The sequence below is a fragment of the Neptunomonas sp. CHC150 genome, from assembly GCF_030397555.1.
GTDB lineage: Bacteria > Pseudomonadota > Gammaproteobacteria > Pseudomonadales > Balneatricaceae > Neptunomonas > Neptunomonas phycophila.
In genome coordinates this window covers 1-340 of record NZ_JAPNXU010000074.1, presented here as the reverse complement: position 1 = coordinate 340, position 340 = coordinate 1, and the positions used below count along the sequence as shown (strand labels likewise).

Annotated in this window: 1 protein-coding gene; it reads left to right on the top strand. The window is 39.4% G+C overall.

What is annotated here, in order from left to right:
* Positions 1-64: 64 nt before the first annotated feature.
* A partial coding sequence (locus OW491_RS18230) for a hypothetical protein (RefSeq protein WP_290037311.1) occupies positions 65-340 on the top strand: 276 nt, incomplete at its 3' end.

The window sequence follows — 340 nt, the reverse complement described above, 5'->3', positions numbered from 1 at the left end:
ATACGCCACTACCCAAAGCGAAGCGAGTGAAATCCATATCAAACAATGAAAAGGAATATGAAGAATGAGCAAACCAATTACAAAAGAAATGTGGGCTGAGATTGAAGCGGAAATGGCAGGTGGTTGGGTTGCTATCGCTTTTAATTACAAAGGTCATGAGGTGTCGGTAAATCGTGTCCGTGCATCTGAATCAAAAACATGCCTGGAAGTATACGTTGATGGCGTTATCAAAGGTGAATGGATGAATTGCTGGGATGAAGAAAAATTAAAAAATCGCCCCGTCATCATTGAAGATATTTGGTGCTTAAAAACCAAAGCTAAATATTCCGCAAAGCATAAA